Annotated in this window: 16 protein-coding genes; 10 read left to right on the forward strand and 6 right to left on the reverse strand. The window is 64.5% G+C overall.

Annotated features, from left to right (window positions below):
• Positions 1-142 precede the first annotated feature (142 nt).
• From FHJ30_RS09060 to FHJ30_RS09070, 3 genes are all read right to left on the reverse strand, one after another.
• Entirely contained in the window at positions 143-1,141 is a 999-nt protein-coding gene (locus tag FHJ30_RS09060) for an aldo/keto reductase family protein (RefSeq protein WP_139028973.1), read from the reverse strand.
• Positions 1,141-2,649 (reverse strand): glycoside hydrolase family 32 protein, encoded by a 1,509-nt coding sequence (locus FHJ30_RS09065; RefSeq protein ID WP_139028974.1) that lies wholly within the window; start codon positions 2,647-2,649, stop codon positions 1,141-1,143. Before FHJ30_RS09065 ends, FHJ30_RS09060 begins: the two co-directional genes overlap by 1 nt.
• Before the next feature lie 994 nt (positions 2,650-3,643).
• Positions 3,644-4,663 (reverse strand): LacI family DNA-binding transcriptional regulator, encoded by a 1,020-nt coding sequence (locus FHJ30_RS09070; protein ID WP_139028975.1) that lies wholly within the window; start codon positions 4,661-4,663, stop codon positions 3,644-3,646.
• Between the two features lie 274 nt (positions 4,664-4,937).
• Between FHJ30_RS09070 and rhaI the strand changes: the two genes are divergently transcribed.
• The 3 genes from rhaI to FHJ30_RS09085 are packed head-to-tail and all read left to right on the forward strand — an operon-like array spanning position 4,938 to position 9,655.
• Positions 4,938-6,104 carry an L-rhamnose isomerase gene (rhaI, locus tag FHJ30_RS09075; protein ID WP_139028976.1) on the forward strand — a complete coding sequence of 389 codons (1,167 nt, stop codon included), beginning with the start codon at positions 4,938-4,940 and terminating at the stop codon, positions 6,102-6,104.
• A 6-nt stretch (positions 6,105-6,110) separates the two neighbouring features.
• A complete protein-coding gene (locus FHJ30_RS09080; protein WP_139028977.1) occupies positions 6,111-8,162 on the forward strand; it encodes a bifunctional aldolase/short-chain dehydrogenase in 2,052 nt (683 codons plus the stop codon).
• The gene (locus FHJ30_RS09085; RefSeq protein WP_139028978.1) at positions 8,159-9,655 is read left to right on the forward strand and encodes a rhamnulokinase family protein; all 1,497 of its coding nucleotides are present in this window, start codon (positions 8,159-8,161) and stop codon (positions 9,653-9,655) included. Before FHJ30_RS09080 ends, FHJ30_RS09085 begins: the two co-directional genes overlap by 4 nt.
• A 581-nt stretch (positions 9,656-10,236) precedes the next feature.
• Here FHJ30_RS09085 and FHJ30_RS09090 read toward each other — a convergent pair.
• Positions 10,237-11,283, reverse strand: a complete 1,047-nt coding sequence (locus FHJ30_RS09090; RefSeq protein WP_306669375.1) for a LacI family DNA-binding transcriptional regulator — start codon at positions 11,281-11,283, stop codon at positions 10,237-10,239.
• Positions 11,284-11,451: 168 nt separating this feature from the next.
• Here FHJ30_RS09090 and FHJ30_RS09095 point away from each other — a divergent pair, with 168 nt between their 5' ends.
• The 7 genes from FHJ30_RS09095 (at position 11,452) to FHJ30_RS09125 (ending at position 22,244) form a co-directional block, all read left to right on the forward strand.
• Positions 11,452-12,822 carry an ABC transporter substrate-binding protein gene (locus tag FHJ30_RS09095; protein ID WP_240793646.1) on the forward strand — a complete coding sequence of 457 codons (1,371 nt, stop codon included), beginning with the start codon at positions 11,452-11,454 and terminating at the stop codon, positions 12,820-12,822.
• 67 nt (positions 12,823-12,889) lie between these two features.
• Positions 12,890-13,819, forward strand: coding sequence for a carbohydrate ABC transporter permease (locus FHJ30_RS09100; protein WP_139028980.1), 930 nt, complete (start codon positions 12,890-12,892; stop codon positions 13,817-13,819).
• On the forward strand, positions 13,816-14,646 hold the full coding sequence (locus FHJ30_RS09105) for a carbohydrate ABC transporter permease (protein WP_139028981.1): 831 nt from the start codon (positions 13,816-13,818) through the stop codon (positions 14,644-14,646). Before FHJ30_RS09100 ends, FHJ30_RS09105 begins: the two co-directional genes overlap by 4 nt.
• 72 nt (positions 14,647-14,718) lie before the next feature.
• On the forward strand, positions 14,719-17,520 hold the full coding sequence (locus tag FHJ30_RS09110; RefSeq protein ID WP_139028982.1) for a glycoside hydrolase family 78 protein: 2,802 nt from the start codon (positions 14,719-14,721) through the stop codon (positions 17,518-17,520).
• A gap of 75 nt (positions 17,521-17,595) precedes the next feature.
• A complete protein-coding gene (locus FHJ30_RS09115) occupies positions 17,596-20,181 on the forward strand; it encodes a glycoside hydrolase family 78 protein (RefSeq protein ID WP_139028983.1) in 2,586 nt (861 codons plus the stop codon).
• Between the two features lie 21 nt (positions 20,182-20,202).
• Complete coding sequence (locus FHJ30_RS09120; protein WP_139028984.1) at positions 20,203-20,697, forward strand: Dabb family protein; 495 nt, start codon at positions 20,203-20,205, stop codon at positions 20,695-20,697.
• A gap of 917 nt (positions 20,698-21,614) precedes the next feature.
• Positions 21,615-22,244 carry a suppressor of fused domain protein gene (locus FHJ30_RS09125; protein ID WP_139028985.1) on the forward strand — a complete coding sequence of 210 codons (630 nt, stop codon included), beginning with the start codon at positions 21,615-21,617 and terminating at the stop codon, positions 22,242-22,244.
• Between the two features lie 59 nt (positions 22,245-22,303).
• Here FHJ30_RS09125 and FHJ30_RS21990 read toward each other — a convergent pair whose 3' ends face one another.
• Positions 22,304-22,840, reverse strand: a complete 537-nt coding sequence (locus FHJ30_RS21990) for a DUF2199 domain-containing protein (RefSeq protein WP_139028986.1) — start codon at positions 22,838-22,840, stop codon at positions 22,304-22,306.
• Positions 22,841-23,551: 711 nt separating this feature from the next.
• Complete coding sequence (locus FHJ30_RS09135) at positions 23,552-24,181, reverse strand: hypothetical protein (protein WP_139028987.1); 630 nt, start codon at positions 24,179-24,181, stop codon at positions 23,552-23,554.
• Positions 24,182-24,214 lie beyond the last annotated feature (33 nt).

Consider the following 24,214-nt stretch of genomic DNA (forward strand, 5'->3'; position numbering starts at 1 on the left):
TTACTAGAAGGTGTCAACACAATTCTTCAGTGGCGGATTGGGCGCCGGGCTCTTCGTCCGGGGCGCTGCGGCAGCACTCCGGACGAAGAGCCGCTGGTGTGCGCGGACATCCCCGCCGTCTTCCGGCCGGGACGTTCGGCGGTTAGGGGCGGGTTTTGAAGGACTCGACCTTCCCCGGGTCTTTTTCGACGACGGGGCCGAGGACGTCATCGATCCTAAGGAGCAGTTCCGGGTCGAGGTTGACTCCTGAGGCCTGGACGTTGTCGACGAGTTGCTCGGGCCGGGATGCTCCCACGATGGCTGCCGAGACGTTGGGGTTTTGGAGCACCCATGCGACCGCGAAGGCTGCCATGGACAGTCCGGTCTCTTCGGCCAGGGGCTTCAGTTTCTGGACGCGGGTGAGGATGTCCTCGTTGAGAAAGCGGTGGTCATTTTTCAGCTCGCCGTTGTCGCCGCGGAAGCGGGAGCCTTCCGGGGCCGCCGCGCTGGGCGTGTACTTGCCGGTGAGTACTCCCTGGGCGAGCGGGGACCAGCAGATCTGACCAATGCCCAGTTCTTCGCTCAGGGGAACGATCTCCTGCTCGATGACGCGCCACAGCATCGAATACTGCGGCTGGTTGGAGATGAGCTGGACCCCGAGGTCCTTGGTAAGGGCACCACCGGCTCGTATCTCGTCCGTCGTCCACTCCGACACCCCGATATAGTGTGCTTTCCCCGCCCGGACAATATCGGCAAAAGCCTGCATGGTCTCTTCCAGCGGGGTCTCGTAGTCGTACCTGTGCGCCTGGTACAGGTCGACGTAGTCAGTCTGGAGCCGGCGCAGCGACGAGTTAATGGACTCCATGACGTGCTTGCGGGACAGGCCACGGTCGTTCCGGCCATCCCCGGTAGGGAAGTAGGCCTTGGTAAAGATCTCCACGCTCTCACGGCGTGTTCCTTTAAGCGCCTCACCCAAGGCTTCCTCGGCCCGGGTTCCGGCATAGACGTCGGCGGTGTCGAAGGTGGTGATGCCCAACTCCAGTGCCTGCTTGACGCACTGCGTCGCAGCGTCCTGGTCGATCTGCTCACCGTGGGTGCCCCAGTTTCCGTAGGCGATCTCGCTGATGTACATGCCGGAGGATCCCAGTTTGCGGTATTCCATTAGGCATCGTCCTTTCTGAAGTTCGTGAGTTGAAGCACGGCATTGGCTGTGCCGCCGGTTGAGTAGAGGGCGAGGGATGTATGAGCTGGATCCGGGAAGATCAATTCGGTCACGGAGACGAGCCCGTCATTCGCGAACACTTCCACCGAGCAGTGGTCGATAAAGATCTGCAAGGTGTAGTTACCATCCCCGCCGGCCGAAATTGGGGCGCGGCTGGTGGAGGAAAAGGCTTCGTGGAAGCCGGTATCACCGGAGTGGGTGCGGTCCACGATGAGGTCCCCGCTGAGGGGCCGGATCCCGATCCGTGTCCCGACCGTCCCGTCGGCTGACCCTCTGGCCACTAGGCCGAACTCCTCGGCGTCACCAGGGGAAAAGGTGACGTCAATAAGTTGTACTGCCGCCCCGCCCTCAACCGGTGTCAGCCCGTCTACGGTGACCCGGTGCACGGGACCGGGTTTCGACGTTGCCCTTACTTCCGGCGCAGGGTTCTGCACGAGCCGCGGTTGCCCGTTCACGGTAACGAGGGATACGTCCCGGACCAGGCTCATAGGGCTGCGCCAGGGCGAGGTGGGGATGTAGTTGGCGTACTGCCAGTTGTTCATCCAGCCAATCATCAGCCGCCGCCCGTCCGGAACGTTGCTGAACGAGACCGCGGCATAGTAGTCCCGGCCCCAGTCCAGCCACTGGTAGTCGGGCACGCGCTCCGGATCCTGCATCCCCACGGTGAGGGTTGTTTCGGAACTGAACGTGACGCCGTCGAACTCTCCCACGAAGTACTGCCCGGCGGACCCGCCGTTAGGGCCGCCGGGGTTCATGTTGACCGTCAGCACCCACTTCATTGCTGCCACGTCTTCGTCCAGGGGCAGCTCAAAGAGGTCCGGGCATTCCCAAATCCCGCCGGTGGCGTTGGCGGGACCGAAGGTGCTGAGGTATTCCCAGTTCTTGAGGTCGTTGGAGCGGTAAAGCAGGACGGTAAAGTCGTGTGCTTCCACGGCCACCATGACCCAATAGCTGCCCGCGGGGCCGTCGTAGCGGAAGACCTTGGGGTCTCGGAACTCGGATGAGTTCCGGGTGAGGACCGGGTTACCGGCGTACTTGGTCCAGGTGTAGCCGCCGTCCGTGCTCCACGCGATGGACTGGGCCTGGGTGCCCTGATGCAGGGAGCCCGGCTTGTACGCGCTGGTGTAGATAGCCACCAGCGGAGCCTTCCCGTCCGCGCCGAATCCGCTGGTGTTGTCAGCGTCCACCACGATGCTGCCGGAGTAGATTTCCTCGACGTCATCGCAGGGGATCGCTACCGGTTGTTCCTTCCAACTGACCAGGTCCGTTGAGGTTGCATGGCCCCAGGACATATTGCTGTGGACGTTTCCGAAGGGGTTGTTCTGGTAGTACAGGTGGTAAGTGCCCTCGTGGAAGACAAGCCCGTTGGGATCGTTGAGCCACGTGTCTTTGGCGGCGAAATGCATGGCCGGCCTGTAGGTATCAACGGTGGTGGTAACGCTGTTCATTGTTCTCTTTTCATGGCCGTGCGTGAGGTCCGCGGACCTGTGGTGGAAGCATGGGCTGGCGTAAGGGGAGCACCGCGATATCGAAAGGGCTGCCGTTGCAGGAGCCGGGTGCTCTCGGGTTCATCGCGTTTGGCGAACGCCTGGCTCGACCTGAAGAAAGAATCTGGTTTGTGTCATGATGAGTTATCTCTTCCTGTCTTCATCAGCAGGGTGAAGGGTGGGTTGGGTTGTGCTCTTCGACGTTGATTTCGCGGTCAGACCGAAGAGCGTTTAGTAGCGGATAGCCGATCAATTGCCGGATGGCAGTGGTCGGCTGTCCTGCTATAAAGGCGGAGGGACTCCCGGGTGCTTGTTTACCAGGACCCACGTCTGCGAGGGGGTCCTCAACCCCCACGTGTGGCAGCAGCCTCCTGGCAACGTTAGGCCTGAATGATTCGGGGCCCGGCTTAGGGAGCGTTCTCCGTCATTGATGCTCCAGAAGTCTCCGTTGAATTGGACGATTGACGCTAGTCGTGGATTGTCGTGGGATCCCCGGTAACTCGCGTTACCTTCGATCGTGATCTAAGTTACCCGCGTTACTTGATCGGTGTCAATGAGTCTCTTGATGCTTCCTGAGTCATCCACTACTTTCGGCGCTGACTCGACACGATACGCCCACAAGAGCCGCGGCCAAGACGACATCGAATCCCGCCGGTGGCCCCTGCGTGTCCACACTCTTACTTTTGGCTTGTGACACCCTGCTGAGGCTGACGGAATCACCATTGTGGGACTTTAAGCAATCCGCCTGCTAAAAGTCGGCGTGTTCCCGCTACCGCCGGTGGGTTTTCGCGCCGAGGTTCCTTGCCGAAGAGGGCTTAGCTGGAGACCAGTTCCGGCTTGCTGATCCTGCAGTGACAGGGATGAATGCTTTAGCGTTCAGGGTGAGTGCTTCTTGGGCCCCGAAGGCGCCCGGTTGCTGGTCGCCAAGCTGAGTCGATCGGTGGGGTGCCCGCCGCTAGATCCCACCCAGGCCGGTGCTTTGGCGAACAACAAGTTCCGGAGTGAATTCCACGGCCCGGTGGGTGGGGATTTGAGACTCCACCTCTTCGGACAGCAGTTCGATGGCCGTTCTGCCCAGCAGCTCCGTCGGCTGGCGGATGGAGGACAGCGGTACCACGGCGGATGCCGCGAAGTCGATGTCGTCATAGCCGATCAAAGCCACGTCTTCGGGAATCCGGAAGGTGTGGGTCATGGTGAGCGACTGCATGACGCCGAGGGCCAGGAGGTCGTTGGCGCAGAAGATACCCTCTGGCAGCTCACCACGACCCCGCTTCACCAGCACATCGCCCACGCTGCGTCCCGCCAGGACTGTGTGGCCCTCCGCCTCCAGTACCTCAAGCGTGGCATTTGATTCCTCCCTCACGGCGCGCTGGGCCCCGTGGAGGCGGTCTGTCACCTGTCGGATGGACGCATTTCCCCCAACAAAGGCGAGCCGGCGGCGGCCGGTGTCCAGCAGGTGTCGGGCGGCAAGGTACCCTCCGGCGTCGTCATCCACAGCCACTGAACTGAACTTTGATTCGTCAGCGAGCCGGTCCACCAGCACTGTGGGTACTCCACTCTCGCGGAGGTGATCCAGCCTGTCTGTGACGTCGCCCACCGGCGAGATCAGAAGGCCTTGGACGCGCTGTTCCTGGAAGAGGTCGATGTAGTTCGCTTCCCGGCCGGCGTCGTGGCCGCTGTCGCCCAGCAGGACGGCGCTTCCGCGGAGCGCTGCGGCGTCCTCGGCCGCGCGGGCCACTGACGTGAAGAAAGGATTGCCCACGTCCAGGACGATGAGGCCGATGGTGCGGCTGTGGCCAGCGCGCAGTTGGCGGGCGGCGTCATTGCGGACAAAACCAAGTTCGTCGATGGCGCGCAGGACCCGCTCCTTGGTCGGGTCCGACACTCGGGCCGGATAGTTCAGGACGTTGGAGACTGTGCCCACGGCCACACCCGCCTGGCTGGCCACGTCCTTGATGCTGGCTGTGCGGTTCATCGATTCTCCGTGCCGGTTTGCCCGCGGAGGTTCCTTCCGCGCGGGGATCAAATAGCTTCTTTTGTGGCTTGACACCTGATCGAATCCAAGAGTACTTTGAATCGAGCTAATGAAACGATTCAAAAACCACTGGTCCTTCAAGAAATTTTCAATAGGAAAGCCTGCTGCCGCAATAGCCTGCCGTGGCCGGACCGGGCTGCAGAACCAACCTGGCTCGCGCAGCGAGGCACCCGTAAACGCACAGACAGCGACTCAAACACCGGAAAGAACCCATATGAATGACGTAGCAACGGCGCTGGGCAGGCTCGAGGAGCTTGCGATCGAGGTCCCTTCGTGGGCCTATGGAAATTCCGGTACGCGCTTCAGGGTGTTCGGCACGCCCGGCACCCCGCGTACTGTCCAGGAGAAGATCGCGGATGCTGCCAAGGTCCATGAGTTGACGGGCCTGGCGCCGACTGTGGCGCTGCATATCCCGTGGGACAAGGTGGGTGACTATGCCGCTTTGAAGGATTACGCGGCGGGCCTGGGTGTGGGCCTGGGAACCATTAACTCCAACACCTTCCAGGATGATGAGTACAAGTTCGGTTCGCTGACCTCGTCCAACGAGGCCGTCCGCCGCCGTGCGGTTGAGCACCACCTGGACTGCATCGAGATCATGCACGCCACAGGGTCTAGGGACCTGAAGGTGTGGCTGGCGGACGGCACGAACTACCCGGGCCAGGATGACATGCGCGGCCGGCAGGACCGCCTGGCCGAGTCGCTGCAGGAGATCTACGCTGCCCTGGGCGATGAGCAGCGCCTGGTGCTGGAGTACAAGTTCTTTGAGCCGGCTTTCTACCACACCGATGTTCCGGACTGGGGTACTTCCTACGCCCAGACCCTGGCACTGGGTGAGAAGGCGTTCGTCTGCCTTGACACCGGCCACCACGCCCCGGGCACCAATATCGAGTTCATCGTGATGCAGCTGCTGCGCCTGGGCAAGCTGGGGTCCTTTGACTTCAACTCCCGTTTCTATGCCGACGACGACCTGATCGTGGGTGCTGCCGATCCGTTCCAGCTGTTCCGCATCATGTATGAGGTGATTCGCGGCGGCGGGTTCGGCAAGGATTCCGGCGTCGCTCTGATGTTGGACCAGTGCCACAACCTGGAGGAGAAGATCCCGGGCCAGATCCGCTCGGTCCTGAACGTGCAGGAAATGACCGCCCGCGCCCTGCTGGTGGACACCGCGGCCCTGGCCGAGGCTCAGCGTGCCGGGGATGTCCTGGCCGCGAACGGCATCTTCAGCGATGCGTTCTACACCGACGTCCGCCCGGTCCTGGCCGAGTGGCGTGAATCCCGCGGGCTGCCCGCGGACCCGATGGCTGCGTTCAAGGCCAGCGGTTACCAGAAGAAGATCAACGAGGACCGCGTGGGCGGCCAGCAAGCCGGATGGGGCGCCTGAATAGCCATGAGCATTGAGAACACAGCCAACAAGACTGTTGGAGACCTGATTTCCCGTTCCAACCGCCTGGGTGCGGACAAGCGGAACACCAACTTCGCCGGCGGCAACACCTCCGCGAAGGGCATCGAGAAAGACCCGGTCACCGGTGAGGACGTCCAGCTGCTCTGGGTCAAGGGTTCCGGCGGGGACTTGGGGACGCTGAAGGCCCAGAACCTTGCCGTGCTGCGGCTGGACCGTTTGAACGCGTTGAAGAACGTCTACCCGGGCGTGGAGCGTGAAGACGAGATGGTGGCTGCGTTCGATTACTGCCTGCACGGCAAGGGCGGCGCAGCCCCCTCGATCGACACTGCCATGCACGGTCTGGTGGACGCAGCGCACGTGGACCACCTGCACCCGGACTCCGGCATCGCCATTGCGACCGCGGTGGACGGCGAAGCGCTGACCACCAAGATCTTCGGCAACAAGGTGGTCTGGGTTCCCTGGCGCCGTCCCGGGTTCCAGCTGGGCCTGGACATCGCCGCGATCAAGGAAGCCAACCCGCAGGCCGTCGGCACCATCCTGGGCGGCCACGGCATCACCGCCTGGGGCGCCACAAGCGAAGAAGCAGAGCGGAACTCGCTATGGATCATCGACCAGGCCGAGAAGTACATCGCCGAAAACGGCAAGGCCGAGCCCTTCGGGGCCAGGCTGCCCGGCTACGGCGCCCTGCCGGAGGCCGAGCGCCGCGCGAAGGCCGCCGCCCTGGCACCGGTGATCCGCGGCCTGGCCTCTACGGACAAGCCGCAGCTGGGGCACTTCAGCGATGACGCCGTCGTCCTGGATTTCCTGGAAGCCGCCGGGCACCCGCGCCTGGGCGCGCTGGGCACCTCCTGCCCGGACCACTTCCTGCGCACCAAGGTCAAGCCGCTCATCCTGGACCTGCCCGCAGACGCGTCCGTCGAGGACTCGATCTCACGGCTCACTGAACTCCACACTGCCTACCGCGAGGACTACCAGGCCTACTACGACCGCCACAAGGACGAAGACAGTCCTGCGCTGCGCGGCGCCGACCCGGCCATCGTTCTGGTCCCCGGCGTAGGCATGTTCTCCTTCGGCGCGAACAAGCAGACCGCGCGGGTTGCCGGTGAGTTCTACATCAACGCCATCAACGTGATGCGCGGCGCCGAAGCAATCTCCACCTACGCACCGATCGAGGAATCCGAGAAGTTCCGAATCGAGTACTGGGCGCTGGAGGAAGCCAAGCTGGCCCGGATGCCCAAGCCCAAGTCCCACGCCACCCGGATCGCGCTGGTGACCGGCGCGGCGTCCGGTATCGGCAAGGCCATTGCCACCCGCCTCGCCGCGGAAGGCGCCTGCGTGGTGATCGCGGACCTGAACCTGGAGAACGCGCAGAAGGTCGCTGAGGAACTGGGCGGTGCTGATGTCGCCGTCGGTGTCCAGGCCGACGTGACGGACGAGGCCCAGGTCGCTGCAGCGATCGACGCCGCCGCGCTGGCGTTCGGTGGTGTCGACCTGGTGGTCAACAACGCCGGCCTGTCCATTTCCAAACCGCTGCTGGAAACCACCGAGAAGGACTGGGACCTGCAGCACAACGTGATGGCCAAGGGCTCGTTCCTGGTGGCCAAGGCCGCCGCGAAGGTCATGATCGCCCAGGGCCTGGGCGGGGACATCATCTACATCTCCTCCAAAAACTCCGTGTTCGCCGGCCCGAACAACATCGCCTACTCCGCCACCAAGGCGGACCAGGCCCACCAGGTCCGCCTGCTCGCCGCCGAACTGGGCGAGCACGGCATCCGCGTCAACGGCATCAACCCCGACGGCGTGGTCCGCGGCTCCGGGATCTTCGCCGGCGGCTGGGGAGCCAAGCGCGCCGCCGTCTACGGCGTGGACGAGGAGAAACTGGGCGAGTACTACGCCCAGCGCACCCTGCTCAAACGCGAAGTCCTGCCCGAGCACGTGGCCAACGCCGCGGCCGTCCTCACCAGCAACGAACTGTCCCACACCACCGGACTCCACATCCCCGTGGACGCCGGCGTGGCCGCAGCCTTCCTCCGGTGAGCACCCCGCGGGCGGGTGTCGACGGCGGCGTGCCCGCCCAGGGCGTGTTCGCCGCCGTCGACATCGGCGCCTCCTCCGGGCGCGTCATCCTCGGCCGCGTTTCCGGTGGCGGTGTACAGCTCGAGGTGGTCCACCGCTTCCCCAACGGGGTGGTGGAGATCGACGGCGGCCTCCGCTGGGACTTCGAGGGCCTCTTCGCCGAAGTGCAGAGAGGCATCACGGCGGCCGCGACGGTGGTTGCCGTGCAGGGCGAAACCATTGCCAGCATCGGCATCGACACCTGGGCCGTGGACTACGGCCTGGTCAACGCCGCCGGTGAGCTGGCGGCCCAGCCGTTCAGCTACCGCGACGACCGCAGCCGCGCCGCCGTCGAACCGGTCCACCGCAAACTGGACCCCGCACGCCTCTACGGCACCACTGGCCTGCAGTTCCTGCAGTTCAACACCATCTACCAGCTGGCCAGCGAACCGGACCTCTCGGGGGTGCAGGCACTCCTAATCCCGGACCTGATCGCATTCCGGCTCACCGGACAGCGGCGCACGGAAGCCACCAACGCCTCCACCACCGGCCTGTTCGACGCAGCGGCGGGGGAGTGGGCCACCGAGTTCTTCACTGCCCTCGGCCTGCGCAAGGACCTGTTCCCGCCATTGGTCCAGCCAGGCGAAACGGTGGGCACCCTGCTGCCGGAGATCGCCGCGGAGGTAGGACTGCCCCAGGACACCAAGGTGGTGGCCGTCGGTTCACATGACACCGCGTCCGCCGTCGCCGCCGTCCCCGCAACAGCAGACGACGGCGAGGAGAACTTCGCCTACATCTCCTCCGGCACCTGGTCCCTGGTGGGGCTGGAGCTGAAGCACCCCGTGCTCACCGAAGCCAGCCGCGAGGCAAACTTCACCAACGAGCGCGGTGTGGACGGCACCATCCGCTATCTGCGCAACATGGGCGGGCTCTGGCTGCTCAGCGAATGCCAACGGACGTGGGCGCAGGAGGGCTACCGGCCCGAGCTCGCGGCCCTGCTGGAGGCGGCCGCCGAGCTGCCGACGGGAGGGCCGCAGATCAACCCGGACGACCCCTACTTCATCGCCCCGGACAACATGCCCGACCGCATCCGGGCAGCCGTCCGGCGCACCGGCGACATCCTGCCGGACAACCCGGCGGCCACCACGCGCTGCATCATGGACAGCCTCGCTGCCGGGTACGCCCGTACCATCCGGGACGCGGAACGGCTGGCAGAACGTGCCGTCGACGTGGTCCATGTGGTGGGCGGCGGATCCCAGAACCGGTTGCTCTGCCAGCTCACCGCCAACGCAACTGGCCGTCCCGTCATCGCCGGCCCGATCGAGGCCACCGCCTTAGGCAACATACTCGTCCAGGCTCGCGCTGCCGGGGCAGCTCCCGGCGGTCTGCCGCAACTGCGTGGAATCGTGGCGGCCGGGACCAGCCTGCGCCCCTATGAACCGGTGAACGCCACCTCAAACGCCTCAAAGAATTGAACCCTTAAGAAGCGCACCTTCTGCTACCTGCATCCTGGACGCCATGCATTCACATGCAAGGTTCAGGCTGTTGGATTCGTAGTTGCGGTTGCAGCACGTGAAGTACGGGGCTGCAGGTCATGCTCGGGAACCGACTAAGGGCAGCCCCAGCCGCGGGTCTCGTCTCCCGTTCCGGGTACTCCACCCTGATGACCCGGGCGTACAGGTCCGCAGGCATCATGCCCGCGTCCGGTCCGGTCGAAGTCGTGGTCGGGTATTGCACCGGCACAGGGCTCTGTTGCCGTTGTCCTGGAACGCGCCGGCGAGGTGCCGCTCGTCGCCGCGGACATGGCCCATGGTCGTGTCCTTGAACCAGCAGGAAGGCACAAACGGCATCAAGGCGTGCCACCTGTGGCCAGGCGACATGGACACGCACTTCTTGTCGGTGCGGCCACAGGTTCCCGACTGGGCGCAGCCCTCGGAGATGCCCGCCGCCTAAGACGTCGCTCCAGCGGCCCACTTCGTGCTTGACAGCCCGCAGCACGCGCTCATCCACACGCTGGACACTCAATCTAATCGGCCAAAGAAGCCCGGGGCCGCTTTTAAGCGCCAGCCGGGGCTGCTGTCGTCTTTCGAACAACCAGGCGCGGCGGGATCAGGACGTGCCGGGACTCAGTGCGGCCCTCGATGCGTGAGAGCAAAAGCTCTGCGGCCTGGCGCCCCATCTCCACCCCGGACTGGTCCACGGTGGTCAGGCCGATGGGCGGCAGCGCCGTGGCTGGAACGTTGTCGTAGCCGACGATGGAGATGTCCTCGGGAACCCGGATCCCCGATTCGAGCAGGGCGGTGTAGGCACCGAGCGCTGCTACATCCGCGCCACCGTGGAGGGCAGTAGGGCGCTGCGATCGATTAACCAGCCGACGGCCAGCCTGTATACCGCCGTCGGTGCCCCACCGTCCCGGCAGGTGGTCAATCCGCCTTTCCAGGCCGTGCCGGATCATCGCCTGGTCGTAGCCTCGCCTGCGTACTATCTGGGGCATGCTGGGCTCGTTGTCGGGATGGTCGTGGTCCAGGAAGGCAATCCGCTCGTGGCCGAGGGCAACAAGGTGGTCCACAATGAGGCTGCTGCCGGCGATGTCGTCGCTGGCGACGGTGTCGAAGTTGTCTGCGGGGCCGTGGCGGCCAAGGACGACGACGGGAAGGGTCCGCCCCAACCGCTCCAGCTCCTCAACCGCCCCGAAAGGGGCGATCAGCAGGAGCCCGTCCATCCTCCGGTCCACCATGGCGTCGATCAGCTGGCGTTGCGAGTCAAGGCCTCGCCGGCCCTGGCCGATGAGCACCTGGTAGCCCAGATCCTCCGCAACATCGCGGACACCCTCGACAAGGACCGAGAAGAAGGTGTTCGAGAGGTCGACGAGGAAGACGCCGAGCGTGTAACTGCTGCCGCGCATTCCCCGGGCGAGGGCCAGGGGCCGATAGTTCAGAGCGGCGATGGATTCTTCGACGCGCGCCTTCATTCCTGGGCTCACTCCATAAGCGTCCCGGAGGACCTTTGAGACAGCAGCCGTCGAGACGCCCGCATGGCGCGCAACGTCGCGAATCGTAGCGCGCTTCAGCTGCTCTTGCACCCCACGCACACTTTCTCTCACGGAAGGCTCGTTCCGTCGCCTTCGACAACGCAGAGCCCACGAGGGACCCTTTTTTCATCCTAGCCCCTTGGCAAGGCGGTGCGAGGTGCCTTACAGTTGTGCCTGTAGAACGGTCTACATGTCACCAACCACTGCAACAATTCCCTCATAGGGCTGCAGGTTGTCGAAATGAAACGTTTCACCGGGATTTCCCGGCTTTACGAGGAGGTAAAGATGGTCGTATCGACCAAACGCCGCTGGGCTGCAATGGCCGGAGGCCTCACCGTCTTCGCGCTCGCGCTGACGGGCTGCACCGGAGGCGGCGGCGCGGGGACCGGCGGCGGGGGGGAGGCCAAGACCATCACATGGCTGGTCGACCACACCGAGAACAGCGTTTCGGCTGCGGAGAGCGTGATCAAGGCGTTCGAGAAAGCGAACCCGGACGTCAATGTCGAGCTCGAGACCCGCCCGGGTGGCGGCGACGGCGACAACATCGTCAAGACGCGGCTCGCAACCGGGGAGATGGCCGACGTTTTCAATTACAACTCCGGTTCGCTTTTCCAACAGATCAACCCGCAGCAGAACGTTCTGCCGGTGACGAACGAGCCCTACATGCAGAACGTTTCCGCGTCGTTCAAACCCGTCGTGACCGTCGGAAGCGACGTCTACGGAGTGCCGTTCGGCGCTGGCATGGCGGGCGCTGTGCTCTACAACAAAAGGGTCTACGACGACCTGGGCCTGTCCGTCCCCAAGACCTGGGACCAGTTCATTGAAAACAGCCGGAAGATCAAGGAGGCGGGCAAGGATGCCATCATCCAGACGTACCAGACCACCTGGACCTCCCAGCTGTTCGTGCTCGGCGACTTCGCTAACGTCGCCGCCGCGGATCCAAGCTTCGCCGAGAGCTACACAGCGAATAAAGCCAAGTACGCCACCAGCGAGGTCGCTATCAAGGGCTTCCAGCATCAGGAGGAGGCCTTCAAAGCAGGTCTCTTCAACGAGGACTTCGCCTCTGCAACCTATGCGCAGGGCCTGGAGAAGCTGACCAGCGGCGAGGGTGTGCAGTATCCTATCCTGACGTTCGCGCTGAACGAGATCAAGGTTAGTTTCCCCGAGCAGCTGAACGACATCGGACTCTTCCCGCTCCCGGGCGATGACGCCTCGAAGAACCCGCTCACCATTTGGCTTCCGGGCGGCACCTACATTGCCAAGAACACGGACGCTCCGGACGAGGCCAAGAAGTTCCAGGCCTTCGTGGCGAGCCAGGATGGCTGCAAAGCCCAGATCGGGGCCGTGGGCGCCAACGGCCCCTTCCTGGTGGAGGGTTGCGAGCTGCCTGACGACGTGCCGAACGCGGTGAAGGACATGCTGCCGTTCTTCCAGGACGAGACGAAGAACAATCCCGCTCTGGAGTTCCTCTCCCCGGTGAAGGGCCCGGCGCTGGAGCAGATCACGGTCGAGGTCGGCTCGGGCATCCGCTCCGCCCAGGACGCCGCCGCCCTGTATGACCAGGACGTCGAGAAGCAGGCCAAGCAGCTGAACCTCCCCGGCTGGGGCTGACCCGAAACACAGGACTAGGCCGTCCGGGCCGGGCACCCGGCCCGGACGGCTCCCCTTGGAGACACTCATGACAGTCAACACCGCAGCGACCGCACCGCCGGCCGCCCGCTCGCGAAACACGGTCGCTCCTAAGCGCGGCAAGGGCAAGTCCCCGTACCCGTACTGGTTCTACCTGCCGGCCGCGATCATCTACACCGTCCTCTTCCTCATCCCGACCTTCGCCTCGTTCTACTACAGCTTTACCCGCTGGAATCTGACCGAGGCCACCTGGATCGGCCTGGACAACTTCGTCCAGTTCTTCCAGGAGCCGGCCCTGGTCAAGGGCCTGACCAACACCTTCATCTACGGCGTCGTGACCTCTGGTCTCAAGGTCGTCCTCGGCATGCTCCTCGGCGTGCTGCTGACCTCCCAGATCATCGCCCGCGGCTACCTGCGCTCGGTGATATTCTTCCCCGTGCTCCTCAGCAGCATCGGCGTCGGCATCGTCTTCACCGTCCTAATGGACCCGAGCCGGGGCCTGATCAATGAGGCCCTGGCCGTCTTCGGCGTCGACGGCCCCAGATGGCTGACCGACCCGAGCCTGGCCTTGCTGTCGGTGGCGTTCGTGGACGTGTGGAAGGGCGTGGGCCTGGCCACCGTGATCTACATCGCCGGCATCGTCTCCATCCCGTCTGAGTACTTTGAGGCGGCCAAGGTGGACGGCGCCAGCTCCTTCAAGAGCTTCTGGAACATCACCCTGCCGCTGGCCCGCCCGGCCACCGCGACGGTAATCATCCTCTCCCTTATCGGCGGCCTGCGCTCCTTCGATCTGATCTGGGCCATGACCCGCGGTGGGCCCGGCTTCACTTCCGACGTCATCGCCTCGGTGATCTACAAGCAGTACCAGGCCGGGTTCTACGGCCTCTCCACCGCCGGCAACGTCGTGCTCTTTCTCATCGTCACCGCGATCGTCGTGCCGCTGTCCGTGTTCCTGAACCGCAAGGAGGTCGAACAGTGACCGCCTCCCTCAAACGCTACGGGCTGGGCATCCTCGCCATAACCCTCACCGTCGTCGTATTCATCGTCCCGTTGGTCTTCATGGTCCTCACCGCCATGAAGGACCGCCGCGAGGCCAACCGCCTGGAGTTCTCCTGGCCCACCGAGATCGCCTTCGTGGAGAATTTTCAGCAGGTCCTTTCTGCCCGGAACTTCATGCTGGTCACCGCCTTCATCAACTCCACCGTGCTGACTGTGGCGAGCGTGGCCATCATGGTCATCCTCTCCGCCATGGTCGCCTGGGTCCTCCAGCGACGGCGCAGCCGCTGGAACCCAATGATCAATTTCCTCATCCTCTCCGGTTTGATCATCCCACCGGCCGTGGTCCCCACGATCTGGGTCCTGCAGGCCATGGGCCTGTTCAAGACCCTCCCGGGCCTGATCCTGATCGAGGTCGCCTTCAGCCTCTCCTTCTGCATCCTGCTGTTCCGCGCCTTCATCTCCACCATCCCCAGGGAGCTGGACGAGGCGGCCGTCATCGACGGGTGCGGGCCGGTGCGGCTGTTCTTCCGGGTGATCTTCCCGCTGCTGCGCTCGGTCATCGTCACCGTGATCGTGGTCCAGGCCGTGCACGTGTTCAACGACTTCCAGAACCCGCTGTACTTCCTCCCCGGCGACGCCAACGCCACCGTCCAGCTGACCCTGTTCAACTTCCAGAGCCAGTTCACCACCGCCTACAACCTGCTCTTCATGAACATCCTGCTTATCACCGTCCCGCCCTTCATCATGTACCTCTTCTTCAACCGCCAGATCGTCGCCGGCATGACGGCTGGCGCGGTCAAGGGCTGACCCGAGAACCTGAGCAACTCATCGAACCTAACCGAGCCTTAAACCAGACCGAGCGAGAAACGAGAGAACCGCATGCCTGAAGCACGCGTTGACGGTGCTGTCCGCGTCGAGCACGACGCCGGGGTCCCCGGCCTGGGGGCGGCGGCCCCCCGCCTATCCTGGTCCATCCTGAGCGAGGACCCGGAGTGGGCCCAGGAGACTTATGAGGTCGAGCTCACCGACGACCGCGGGGAGGTGCACACCCAGCGGGTGGACTCCGCCGAGCAGGTGCTGGTCCCGTGGCCCTTCGAGGCCCTGCAATCCCGCGCCAGGGCCAGCGTCCGGGTCCGGCTCTCCTCGGCCGGCAGCTGGACCGAGTTCAGCGAACCCGCCGCCGTCGAGATCGGCCTGCTCGACCCCTCCGACTGGACCGCCCGCTTCATCACGCCCCGAACCTTCGGCGGGCTCGACGCCCCCGCTCCACTGCTCTTCAGCCAGGCGCAGGTCGGCCCCGACCTGGCCTCAGCACGGCTCTACGTCACGGCCAAGGGCAGCTACATGTTCTCGATCAACGGGCAGCGGGTCGGCGACGAGGTCCTCGCGCCCGGCTGGACCAGCTACCACCATCGGCTTCGCTACCAGACGCACGACGTCACGCAGCTGCTCCGCGAGGGCGGCAACGCCCTGCAGGCCGTGCTGGGCAATGGCTGGTACCGCGGGAACCTGATGTGGGACATGAAGCGGGACAGCTACGGCAGCCGCCTGGCCCTGCTCGCCCAGCTGGAGTTGCGCTACGAGGACGGCAGCACCGAGGTGATCGGCACCGATGCCTCGTGGCAGGTCGCGGAGAGCAACATCCTGAGCGACGACATCTACAACGGCCAGCGCACCGACCTGCGGATCGGCAACGACGCCCCAGGCAACGACGGCAGGGACTGCGAGCCGGTGGACGTGCTCGACGACGACCTTTCCGTCCTCGTCGCCCCGGACGGGCCGCCGGTGAGGGTCACCGGCGAGCAGCCGGCGACGAACGTCTTCCGCTCTCCGTCCGGGAAGCTCCTGGTGGACTTCGGCCAGAACCTCGTGGGCTGGGTCCGCCTCACCGTCCGCGGCCAGGCGCCCGGCCACGAGGTGACGGTCAGGCACGCCGAGGTCCTCGAGCACGGCGAGCTGGGCCTGAGACCATTACGCCACGCCAAGGCCACCGACAGCTACCTCCTCGCGGGGACCCCCGAAGAGATCATGGAGCCTCAGTTCACCTTCCACGGCTTCCGCTACGCGCAAGTCGACGGACTGAACGACCTTTCCCCTGACGACGTCACGGCGGTCGTCATCGGCTCGGACCTCAAGCGGACCGGCTGGTTCGAATGCTCCAACCCGAACCTGAACCAACTGCACGAGAACGTCATTTGGGGCATGCGCGGTAACTTCCTCGACGTCCCCACCGACTGCCCCCAGCGCGATGAGCGCTTAGGCTGGACCGGGGACATCCAGGTCTTCTCGCCCACCGCGAGCTTCCTGTTCGACACCAGCGGCTTCCTCTCCTCCTGGCTGAAGGACCTCGCCGTCGACCAGTACGCGGACGGCACCGTCCCTTTTGTCATCCCCGACATCATGCGCAGTCCCGATCTACCGGCCACGACGGCATGGGGCGACGCGGCGACCCTCGTCCCCTGGGTGCTCCACGAGCGCTTCGGAGACGTCGAGGTGCTGCGCCAGCAGTACCCCTCGGCGAAGGCGTGGGTAGACCGGATCGTGGAGCTCGCCGGTGAGAACCACCTCTGGGAGGGCGGCTTCCAGTTCGGCGACTGGCTCGACCCCACCGCTCCACCGGACGATCCGGCAGCGGCTCAGGCTGACCCGGACGTCGTCGCCACGGCCTACCTGGTCCGCTCGGCCCAGGTGCTCTCCAAGACCGCCGCGCTGCTGCGCTACGACAGCGACGCCAAGCACTATCAGGACTTGGCGGATGCGAGCCTACAGGCGTTCCGGCACGAGTACGTCACGGGCGCCGGGCGCGTGCTCAGCGACTGCCAGACGGTCTACGCCCTCGCCCTCGTCTGGGACCTGCTGGACCGGGAGCAGCAGAGTCGGCACGCCGGGAAGCGCCTGGCCGACCTGGTCCGCACCGCCGGCTTCAGGGTGAGCACCGGCTTCGTCGGCACGCCACTGATCCTGGACGCTCTAACCGTCGCAGGCTTCCCGCAGCTGGCCTACCGGATGCTGCTGGAGAAGGGTAACCCCTCCTGGCTCTACCCCGTAACCATGGGCGCCACGACGATCTGGGAGCGCTGGGACAGCATGCTGCCCGACGGCACCATCAACCCCGGGCAGATGACCTCGTTCAACCACTACGCGCTCGGCGCCGTCGCCGACTGGATGCACCGCACCATCGCCGGCCTGGCACCCGCCGCCCCCGGCTACCGGCGGGTGCGCATCCAGCCCCTGCCAGGCGGCAACCTCAGCTCGGCGTCCGCAACGCACCTCTCGCCCTACGGAAAGATCAGCGTCTCCTGGACCGAGCAGGGCGGGACGTTCTCCCTCCACGCCGAGATCCCGGTGGGCGTTGAGGCCCAGGTCTGGCTCCCCGGGGCCGACGAGGCCACCGTCGTCCGCCACGGGCGCCACAGCTGGAGTGTGCCCTTTGAGCCGCCGGCCATCCGCAACCACGCCGAGGAGCTGACCCTCGCCGAGCTGATGCGCGAGGACACCCTGTTCAAGCCCATCGCTGCAATCCTCAAGGAGCGCAAGCTCGTCAAGGACCAGTGGCACCTAAAGGAGAAGCTCGTTCCGCACAAGGAAGAGCACGCGTCCCGACTGCTCGACGTCCTGGATGTCCCCGAGGCCCGGCGCGCCGAGGCCGAGGCCCTCATCGAGGACGTCCTCACCTCCTGACCGCACGTTCCTCGTCCTGTCTCTGCTCTATCCTGCCGCGCTGACGCGGCCCCTACCTACCTAGGAGCTTCAGCCATGCCTGCCACCGTTCATCCGGCAACCTTCGAACACCTGCCGCAGCCCCTCGGCGTCGGCACCGCCACCCCTCGCGTCTCCTGGAAGACCAGCGCCGAGCCGGGCTGGACCCAGACGGCCTACCAGATCACCGTGACCACGGCCGCGGGCACCCAGACCAGCGAGCGAATTGACTCTGAGGAGTCAGTGCTGGTGCCGTGGCCGGCCGCTCCGCTCGGCTCCGGCCAGCGCGCCGAGGTCAGCGTCCGCGTCTGGGGCACCGGCTCCGAGGGGCCGAGCGAGTGGAGCCCCGCCTCGGCCGTCGAGACCGGGCTGCTGGACCCCTCCGACTGGACCGCCGCCGCCGTCGCACCCACCTGGGACGAGGACCCCGAGGCGGAGCGCCGGCCTCCGCTGCTGCGCAAGGGCTTCTCCCTCTCCCGTCCAGTGGCCACCGCCCGCCTGTACGTCACCGCCCACGGCCTCTACGAGGTGGAGATCAACGGCCAACGGGTCGGCGACGACACCCTCTCCCCGGGCTGGACCGTCTACAACAAGCGGCTGCGCTACTACACCTACGACGTCACCGAGCACCTCGCGAACGGCGAAAACGCAATCGGCGCATGGCTCGCCGACGGCTGGTACCGCGGCCGCATCGGCTTCCACGGCGGCTACCCCAACCTTTACGGGGACCAGGCCGCCCTGCTGGCCCAGCTGCACATCACGCACGACGACGGCTCCACCACCGTCGTCGGAACCGACGAGAGCTGGAAGGCGTCCTTCGGCCCGATCCTCGAGGCGAGCCTGTACAAGGGCGAGAAATACGACGCGCGGGAGTTCCCTGCGGGCTGGAGCAGCGCTGGGTTCTACGACGGCGGCTGGCAGTCCGTCGTAGCCGTCGAGCGCGACCCCGCAACCCTGGTGGCGCCGGAAGGGCCGCCGGTGCGCTGCACCGGTGAGGTCCGCCCGGTCAGCGTCTGGATCTCGCCCTCCGGAAAGACGCTGATCGACTTCGGACAGAATCTCGTCGGCCGGCTCCGGATCACCGTGCAGGGCGAGGCCGGCTCCTCGGTTACCCTCCGCCACGCCGAGGTGCTGCAGGAAGGCGAACTCTACACCCGACCACTGCGCGGGGCAGATGCGACGGACGTCTACACCCTCGCCGGGGGAGGGGAGGAAACCTGGGAGCCGCGCTTCACGGTCCACGGCTTCCGCTACGCCGAGATCGACGGCTGGACCGGCGGCGACGTCGCCCAGAATGTTGTGGCCCGCGTGTACCACACGGACATGGAGCGCACTGGCTGGTTCGAGTGCTCCAACCCGGACCTGAACCGTCTCCACGACAACGTGCTGTGGAGCATGAAGGGCAACTTCGTGGACATCCCCACGGACTGTCCGCAGCGCGACGAGCGCCTCGGGTGGACCGGGGACATCCAAGTCTTCGCGCCCACCGCGAGCTTCCTCTATGACTGCTCCGGCATGCTCTCCTCCTGGCTGAAGGACGTCGCCGCCGAGCAGCTGCCGGACGGCACGGTGCCTTGGTACGTGCCGGTGATCCCGGGCGGCAGCCACTGGACTCCTATCCGCCCCGGCGCGGTCTGGGGCGACGTCGCGGTGCTCACGCCGTGGACCTTGCACGAGCGGTTCAACGACCCAAAGATCCTGGCCGACCAGTATGAGAGCGCCAAGGCCTGGGTGGACCTTCTCGACCGGCTCGCCGGCGAGAGCCGCCTCTGGAACGGCAGCTACCAGCTCGGCGACTGGCTGGACCCGACGGCCCCGCCGGAGGACCCGACCCAAGCGATGACCGACCCGCACCTGGTGGCTACTGCCTACTTCGCCTGGTCCGCCCGGCACCTGGCGAAGGCCGCCGCCGTGCTGGGTAAGTCCGATGAAGAACTGCATTATCTCGAGCTCTCCCGGACCGTCGCCGATGCCTTCGCCCGCGAGTACATCAAAGCCGACGGGACCATGGAAAGCGATGCCCAGACCGCCTATGCACTGGCCATCGTCTTCGGGCTGTTCCCCGACGACGAGACCCAGCGGAAGGGCGGGGACCGGCTCGCCGAGCTGGTGCGGGAGAACGGGAACAGGATCGGCACCGGCTTCGCCGGTACGCCCGTCGTCTCGGACGCGCTCACCCTGGCTGGCGAGGTGGACGCCGCCTACGCCCTGCTGCTCGAGAAGGAATGCCCCTCCTGGCTCTACGCGGTGGAGCAGGGCGGCACGACCATCTGGGAGCGCTGGGACTCGATGCTGCCGGACGGCACCGTCAACCCGGGCGAGATGACCTCCTTCAACCACTACGCCCTCGGCGCCGTGGCCGACTGGATGCATCGTGTTGTTGCGGGCTTGGCCCCACTTGAGCCCGGCTACCGGAAGATCCTTGTCCGCCCGGAGCCCGGCGGTGGCCTCACCTGGGCCTCGGCACGTCACGAGACCCCATACGGGATGGCGTCGGTGGAGTGGCGGAACGCAGACGGCGGGGGACTAACCGTCGTCGTCGAGGTTCCCACCGGGACGACGGCCCGGATTGAGCTTCCGGGCCAGGAGCCGAAGGAGGTCGGCTCCGGCCGACACGAGTTCGCCGTGCAGCACGCGGCATAGCCGGACGGGAAGGACCGGAGTATGCGGACGCAGGGCGAGGGGACCGCGCAGGACCCGCCCGAGGCCGGGCGCCTGTCGGAGGTGGCGGAGCAATTAACTGAAGCACCGGCCCAAGAGCCGTTGAACGAGGCCGTTATCACTGCCTCGGATTACCGACCGGGGCTGATCAAGCACATTCTGCTCTTCCAGTACCGGGAGGCGACAACCCCGGCCCAGCGTCAGGAGGTCGAAGACCGGTTTCATGCCCTGCGGACATCCACCAGACAAGGGAAGGAGTACATCCTCAGCATCGAGTCCGGTCCCCAGAACAGCCCGGAAGGCCTTCACCGCGACCTCGAGCACGGCTTCATCGTCACCTTCAGCTCCGAAGGAGACAGAAACTACTACCTGGGCGAGCCGCTGGTCATGGATCCTGACTTCTACGACCCCGCGCACCACGAATTCAAGCAGTTCGTGGGCCCACACCTGAAGTCAAACGGCGTTCTCGTCTTCGATTTTCCGGTACAGCAGGGGTGACCGGGGTGGATACTTCAACGACTCGTGGGATCGAGACTCAGTTAAGGAGGTGACTGCCCCGGTTTCGCTGGCACCTGGTGCTCCGGTAGTCTTCCAGCCCTCCCGAAAGGGGTGTGGACAATGTCCACACTTTTTGTCTCGGACTGTGCCAAACAGCCTCCGGACTGGCCCGGATTCCGTATGATTTCGCGGGTTCCCAGCGTTCGCAAGGACTGGAATGTAGTTCGAGTCCCACCTCGGGCACAGCATATTCCCTCGTCAGAGGCGATTTTGCTTTGACGTGTTGACAAAGCTTGTGGTCGCGTCGCTCTGACGGCTGGTTCGCGGGCTGTGGCCTGGCCGCCGCGGAGCTATTCAGGTGTGTGGCGTGGCGGGTTCAAGTCCCTGGCTGGGGGCCTTCCGCCTGCTGTGGGTGGGGTTATGCAGTTCCTCGTTCCGGTTCTGTCGAGTAGGCCGGTAGTGGCTTACACCTATTCATGGTCCGGGGGAGCGGGGACAACATGACTCCGGCGATGTCGCTACAGGACGCCCTCTGGAAGGCGGCCTTAGGCTTGCCCGCGAGAGTCCCGCCCCGCACTTTGTCCTGCCAAAGAGGGTGTGGACAGTGTCCACACTTACATCTCCTTTGTTGGCGGCAGTGCGGGCGTGAGTCCTGATGTCAGGTCGGGACATAAAACCTTTTGATCATGTGCCTGCTCAATCTGGCTGCGATGGAGTGATTTACTGCCATGAATGGCGGCACTTCAGCGCCCCAACATCTTCACCTTCGGAGGCCCCCTCTGCAGGTGTAAGAGGCAGTCAGGCCAGCTTCGCTGCTGCCCGGTTGTCTCGAAACGCTAGCGTTTTGAGGCACAGAGGTTTCGAGACACTCCAGCTGGACTTGTGGGCGGGGTCGGTATCCCTAAGGGGATGGTTAGATGGGACTCATGGGGACCATGTCGGTGGTTGAGGAGCTGCGCGAGCACTACGTTGCCGTGGTCGGCTCCGAACCGGAGCACCACGAGATGCGTACCCGTTCTGGGGAGTCGGTGGGCGTCTTCGAGTGGCCCAAAGGTGCGAGCCGGATGGGCGTCCACCTCTATGCGTCGGCTGGCGCCACCCGTCATGGCCCGGGAGCAGGGAAGCACGCCGTTGAGCTCTTCCTGGGAGTGAATACTGGTTCGGACGCGGTAAAAGAGGGGTTCGCTAACATGATTTTGAGCGTCCTCAAAAGCAACACAGTGCCTCAACACGGCGTCTTTGTCGCGGGCAATTGGAAAGTGATAAAGGGACGGCAATTTACGGGATGGGTGCTGACCGAACGTCCCGATGACCTGATTCCGGAACTCCAGCTAGCGGGTGGCCGGCACGTTGTGTTCCTCGACGCCTTACCGGTCTTTCCCGAGGAAGCCAGGTATAGGCACGGCAATCGATCCGACGAACTCTTCGAAATCTGGGAAGAGATCGGCCTTAAATCCTGGGACTTGGACAGGGACTTACCATCGCTGATCAAGCGAGGCCCAATCCTTCGCTGGCCCTCGTGGGCACAGCGAAATAGAGGACTTTGATCCGTTTGTGATCCGGCTCCGTTAGGGCATCCCTCACCGGAGCTGTACTGGTGAGATACCTAGCCCATTACCGCTCTATTGATTTCGGCAAGCCGATGCAGCGAGATTCCCGTCGATTGTTCTCTAACCAAAGGGTGGTTCATAGACGGGTCAAGGTCTATGTAGGGAACCACTCCTGGCTCCCTGTTATGTACGTGCGTGGCAAGTGAGGTCGTCGACATGTCATAGGGAAGCTCGTTGCAGAGCCAACCGAACACCGGGGGCATCGAGGCTCGTGCTGGGTCATCCCAGCCGTCCGCAATCTTTTGCATACTTTCGTGGCTGAGGGAGACCCAGGCAGACCAACTAAAGACCTCACCGGGGGCGTCAATCAGAGGGATTTCAATGTGCCCCCTAAGGAAGTAATGCCGTTCCCCTCCGACTTCAAGCACGCACATATCGTCGGTTAGTTCGCCGGCCTCGCGTTCGGTTGCGGTCGCATGAACCCAAACATCCGGCGCTTGAGCCCCGAAAACCCTCGCAAGCCCCTGATGCCGCTGTCCGCACGTCCCGCATTTCCATCCGAATCGGCTCCGGCCAAGCATTGATTCCCCCATGTTCGTGATTACTCAGGCTTCCCGAAGCCTACCCGCGAACGATGCCCTTCTTCACTCACGTCCACTGGGGGATCCCCCGACGCTGCGTGCAGCCCGAGTCAAACGTGACTCGTAACCCAGGACCTCGAATCTCTAGAGTTTCGAGGCAGCAAGGTTTCGAGACACTGCGTTTGGATGGGAACCCTCTTCGGACAATGAGTGTTAGCTGAGGACCACTTGTACTGGCTTGAATCTGAAAGGCCCACCACACTCGCGTCCGAAGGGGTATTCGCCGGTGGATTCCGTTTCTATTGGCAGGGCACTCGTTAGGCGATTTCCGGAGGTAGTGCTGGCGTCCACATATATCGAGGTAACGCTGACCGGCGGAGTCAGGTAGGGCGGGGATTGCGGCACTAGCCATTTACCGTCCGCGCTTTTCGTCACCTGCTCAGGAGTGCAGCCCTCGCCAAAACAAGCTGACACCGATTCCGGCGGGGTGGAGAAGGATAGTTCTACATCACCCACGAACGCCCAGCCCATTGCTGGACATGCTCGGTCTGCGCCTGCCATGCTGCCGACCACGAGGGCACATCCCGCCACGGCGGCACCCGCGGTTACTGCAAGCAGAAGTACTCCCCGAGGCTTCATAGTGGGAGCCTACGCCGTCGATCAGTCACAGTCTTGCTCTTGGACTCTTTCGAAAACCGGCCGGGACCTTCGATTGTGCCCGCCTTATAGCTCGACTTCGGCTCGATCTCTTCGAACGCGGCTGGTCTGGGGGACAGTTCCTGTCTGCCGCCAACGCAACTGGTCGTTTTGCTTCCACTCTTCACTGATCGTTTGCCTCCACCCCGTGAGCGGACCCTCGCCAAAATAATCCAACGTCACCGTGTCGACTCCCTCTAGGGAATCGTCAAAAGGATCAGCGAGGGAGAAACTCGCAATCCCTTCCGGAGTGTGGAACATACCCACAGATGGAGACGTTCGACCGCGAACTTCACCAACGGGAAGCGCCCCTGTCGTGCCGTCACGGAGCAACCAAGAGAGTGTCCCGCTGCGTAGAGGGTGGACCGCCAGATTCTCAACGCTGACCTTCACCGCTGAATACCCAGTCTCGTTGTCGGCGGTGATGGTCATCGCGATCACCGGCTGAGGCTTGGTCGCGAAGGCAAGGGCTCGAGTCGAATCCTTTGCGGTACGTCGACTTTCGAGCGCCGCTCCGAAGGCGGCAAAGGCCGCCAGTGCACTAGCGACTGCTGCCACCGAATCGACGTCAAGCTTAAGGCTCCGGATCAGCCAGTACCCGCCGAACAAAAGGATTGCCACGGCAATGACCCACGCCGTCTTCGATGCATTGTGCATCAGACGGCGAATCTTTGCCCATCGGCTCCTAAC

The organism is Arthrobacter sp. BB-1, from assembly GCF_006151685.1.
Classification (GTDB): Bacteria; Actinomycetota; Actinomycetes; order Actinomycetales; family Micrococcaceae; genus Arthrobacter.

Excerpts from the sequence above, each read along its gene's own strand:
- FHJ30_RS09060 (WP_139028973.1), bottom strand. The coding sequence starts at position 1,141 with ATGGAATACCGCAAACTGGGATCCTCCGGCATGTACATCAGCGAGATC.
- FHJ30_RS09065 (WP_139028974.1), bottom strand. The coding sequence starts at position 2,649 with ATGAACAGCGTTACCACCACCGTTGATACCTACAGGCCGGCCATGCAT.
- FHJ30_RS09070 (WP_139028975.1), bottom strand. The coding sequence starts at position 4,663 with ATGAACCGCACAGCCAGCATCAAGGACGTGGCCAGCCAGGCGGGTGTG.
- rhaI (WP_139028976.1), top strand. The coding sequence starts at position 4,938 with ATGAATGACGTAGCAACGGCGCTGGGCAGGCTCGAGGAGCTTGCGATC.
- FHJ30_RS09080 (WP_139028977.1), top strand. The coding sequence starts at position 6,111 with ATGAGCATTGAGAACACAGCCAACAAGACTGTTGGAGACCTGATTTCC.
- FHJ30_RS09095 (WP_240793646.1), top strand. The coding sequence starts at position 11,452 with ATGAAACGTTTCACCGGGATTTCCCGGCTTTACGAGGAGGTAAAGATG.
- FHJ30_RS09100 (WP_139028980.1), top strand. The coding sequence starts at position 12,890 with ATGACAGTCAACACCGCAGCGACCGCACCGCCGGCCGCCCGCTCGCGA.
- FHJ30_RS09110 (WP_139028982.1), top strand. The coding sequence starts at position 14,719 with ATGCCTGAAGCACGCGTTGACGGTGCTGTCCGCGTCGAGCACGACGCC.
- FHJ30_RS09115 (WP_139028983.1), top strand. The coding sequence starts at position 17,596 with ATGCCTGCCACCGTTCATCCGGCAACCTTCGAACACCTGCCGCAGCCC.
- FHJ30_RS09120 (WP_139028984.1), top strand. The coding sequence starts at position 20,203 with ATGCGGACGCAGGGCGAGGGGACCGCGCAGGACCCGCCCGAGGCCGGG.
- FHJ30_RS09125 (WP_139028985.1), top strand. The coding sequence starts at position 21,615 with ATGGGACTCATGGGGACCATGTCGGTGGTTGAGGAGCTGCGCGAGCAC.
- FHJ30_RS21990 (WP_139028986.1), bottom strand. The coding sequence starts at position 22,840 with ATGGGGGAATCAATGCTTGGCCGGAGCCGATTCGGATGGAAATGCGGG.
- FHJ30_RS09135 (WP_139028987.1), bottom strand. The coding sequence starts at position 24,181 with ATGCACAATGCATCGAAGACGGCGTGGGTCATTGCCGTGGCAATCCTT.